This window comes from Microbacterium sp. CPCC 204701 (assembly GCF_004010105.1).
GTDB lineage: Bacteria > Actinomycetota > Actinomycetes > Actinomycetales > Microbacteriaceae > Microbacterium.
On the sequence record NZ_RRYE01000383.1, the window covers coordinates 1 to 2,717 of the forward strand.

Sequence of the window (2,717 nt, forward strand, 5' to 3'; positions counted from 1 at the left end):
CGCGCGCGGCACCCGCCGCGAGCACCCGCCGCGCCTCGTCGGGCGTGAACGCACCCCGTTCGCAGAAGACGTCGACCCACCGGGCGTGGGGGGCGACGGCGCGAAGCATCTCGTCGCATACGAGCTCGACGTACTGGTCGCGCCGCTCCGAGTACTCGGCCGGCACGACGTGCGCGCCGAGGAAGGTGACCTCGGGCGTCACCTCGGCCGCGAGCCGCGCGAGCCGCTCCTCGTCGCGGACGGTGAGCCCGTACCCGGTCTTGATCTCGAACGTCGTCGTGCCCTGGGCGTGCAGTTCGTCGACGAAGCCGCGCAGTCGCGCCCGCAGCTCCGTGTCGGAGGCGGCGCGCGTCGCGGCGACCGTGCGCCGTATGCCGCCCGCCGCATACGGCGTGCCGGCCATGCGCGCCTCGAACTCGTCGGCACGGTCTCCGCCGAACACGAGGTGCGTGTGGCTGTCGACGAAGCCCGGGACGACGGCGCTGCCGCGTGCGTCGACGACGGCGAGGTCCGCAAGGCCGGATGCCGGGGCATCCGCCGCGCCACCCACCCACCCGATTCGGTCGCCTTCGATCAGCACGGCGGCTTCGCGCAGCGTTCCGCACGGGTCGCCGTCGCGGCCGACGTTGGTGGTCAGCTCGCCGATGTTCGTGATGAGCGTCGCGGTCACGGCATCCCCCCTTCATGTCCCGGCTTCTCGCGGTCGTCTCCCACTCTCGGCCATCCAGCGGCGCCGTCGTGAACGAAATGCGCACATGCCGGCTGAGAGGGGCGCGGAGGACGAGGATCGCAGCGCTCACAGCATCGGAACCTTCAGGCCCCGATCGCGCGCGACCTCCTTCGCCCGCTCATAGCCCGCGTCGACGTGGCGCATGACGCCGGTGCCCGGGTCGTTGGTGAGCACGCGCTCGAGCTTCTCTGCGGCGAGCGCGGTGCCGTCGGCGACCGTGACCTGCCCGGCGTGGATGCTGCGGCCGATGCCGACACCGCCGCCGTGGTGGATCGACACCCAGGCTGCGCCGGAGGCCGTGTTGAGCAGGGCGTTCAGCAGCGGCCAGTCCGCGATCGCGTCGGAGCCGTCGGCCATCGCCTCGGTCTCGCGGTACGGCGACGCGACGGAGCCCGCGTCGAGGTGGTCGCGGCCGATGACGATCGGGCCCGACAGCTCGCCCGACGCGACCATCTCGTTGAACTTCAGGCCTGCGAGGTGCCGCTCCTGGTACCCGAGCCAGCAGATGCGCGCGGGAAGCCCTTCGAAGTGCACCGCGTCGCCGGCCTTCTCGAGCCACCGCACCAGCCCGGCGTCGTCGGGGAACAGCTCCATGACGGCACGGTCGGTCTTGCGGATGTCGTCGGGATCTCCCGACAGCGCCACCCACCGGAAGGGCCCGCGACCCTCGGCGAACTGCGGCCGGATGTACGCCGGGACGAAACCGGGGAACTCGAACGCGCGCTCGAAGCCGCCCAGCTGCGCCTCGGCGCGGATCGAGTTGCCGTAGTCGAAGACCGCGGCGCCGGCATCCTGGAATCCGACCATCGCGGCCACCTGCGCTGCCATCGACTCGCGGGCGCGGCGCGTGAACGCTTCGGGATCGGCGGATGCCTCGGCCTTCCAGTCCTCGAACGCGACGCCCAGCGGAAGATAGGCAAGCGGATCGTGGGCGCTCGTCTGATCGGTCACGATGTCGACCGCGAGCTCTCCGGCGGTGTGACGTCGCAGCAGCTCGGGGAACACCTCGGCGGCGTTGCCGACCACGCCGACGGACCGCGCCTCGCCCGCCGCCTTCGCGGCGGCGACGCGGGCCACGGCGGCATCGAGGTCGGTCGTGTACTCGTCGAGGTAGCCGTGGTCGACGCGGCGGGCGAGGCGCGACTCGTCGACGTCGACGATCAGCACGGCTCCCCCGTTGAGGGTCACGGCGAGCGGCTGGGCGCCACCCATGCCGCCCGCGCCGCCGGTGAGGGTGAGCGTACCCTCCAGTCCGGCCGCTGAGCCCGTCGAATCCACGCGGCCGAGCGACCGCGCGACCGCGGCGAAGGTCTCGTACGTGCCCTGCAGGATGCCCTGGGTGCCGATGTAGATCCACGATCCCGCGGTCATCTGCCCGTACATCGTGAGGCCGAGCTGCTCGAGACGGCGGAATTCGGGCCACGTCGCCCAGTCGCCCACGAGGTTCGAGTTCGCGATGAGCACGCGCGGCGCCCACTCGTGCGTGCGGAAGACGCCGACCGGCTTGCCCGACTGCACGAGCAGCGTCTCGTCGGGCTCGAGCTCGTCGAGCGTGCGCACGATCGCGTCGAACGCCTCCCAGCTGCGGGCGGCACGGCCGGTGCCGCCGTACACGACGAGGTCCTCGGGGTGCTCGGCGACCTCGGGATCGAGGTTGTTCATCAGCATGCGCTTGGCGGCCTCGGCGCCCCAGCTCTTGGCCGTGCGCTCCGCGCCGCGCGGCGCGCGGACGCTTCGGGTCTCTGATGCGGTTCTCATGGATGCTCTCCTTCGAGTCGGTCGTCTTCGGTTCGTCCGTCGTTCACTGCCCATTGCTCATTGCTCATTGCTCATTGCTCATTGCTCAGATCAGGACATCTGGCGAAGGCAGGATGTTCCGCGGGTTATCGTCCTGCGTCCGTCAGATGTCCTGTTCTGTCGAAGCCGCGGGGGAAGGGATGCTGTCGTACGAGGCCCGCGCGACGGCGCCGGAGGCGACGAGCCCGGC

3 protein-coding genes are annotated in these 2,717 nt (G+C 71.3%); 1 reads left to right on the forward strand and 2 read right to left on the reverse strand.

Annotated elements, in window-relative coordinates:
* On the reverse strand, window positions 1-670 hold a 670-nt coding region (locus tag EIO58_RS15695; RefSeq protein WP_164861773.1), incomplete at its 3' end, for an amidohydrolase family protein.
* A gap of 126 nt (window positions 671-796) precedes the next feature.
* Complete coding sequence (gene hutU / locus EIO58_RS15700) at window positions 797-2,488, reverse strand: urocanate hydratase (RefSeq protein WP_127820291.1); 1,692 nt, start codon at window positions 2,486-2,488, stop codon at window positions 797-799.
* 2 nt (window positions 2,489-2,490) lie between these two features.
* Between hutU and EIO58_RS19175 the strand changes: the two genes are divergently transcribed.
* Window positions 2,491-2,717 (forward strand): hypothetical protein (locus tag EIO58_RS19175; protein ID WP_205789324.1); only part of this gene is annotated, 227 nt, incomplete at its 3' end.

Bases quoted from the DNA above. Each gene is read 5' to 3' on its own strand.
- hutU (WP_127820291.1), bottom strand. From the start codon at position 2,488: ATGAGAACCGCATCAGAGACCCGAAGCGTCCGCGCGCCGCGCGGCGCG.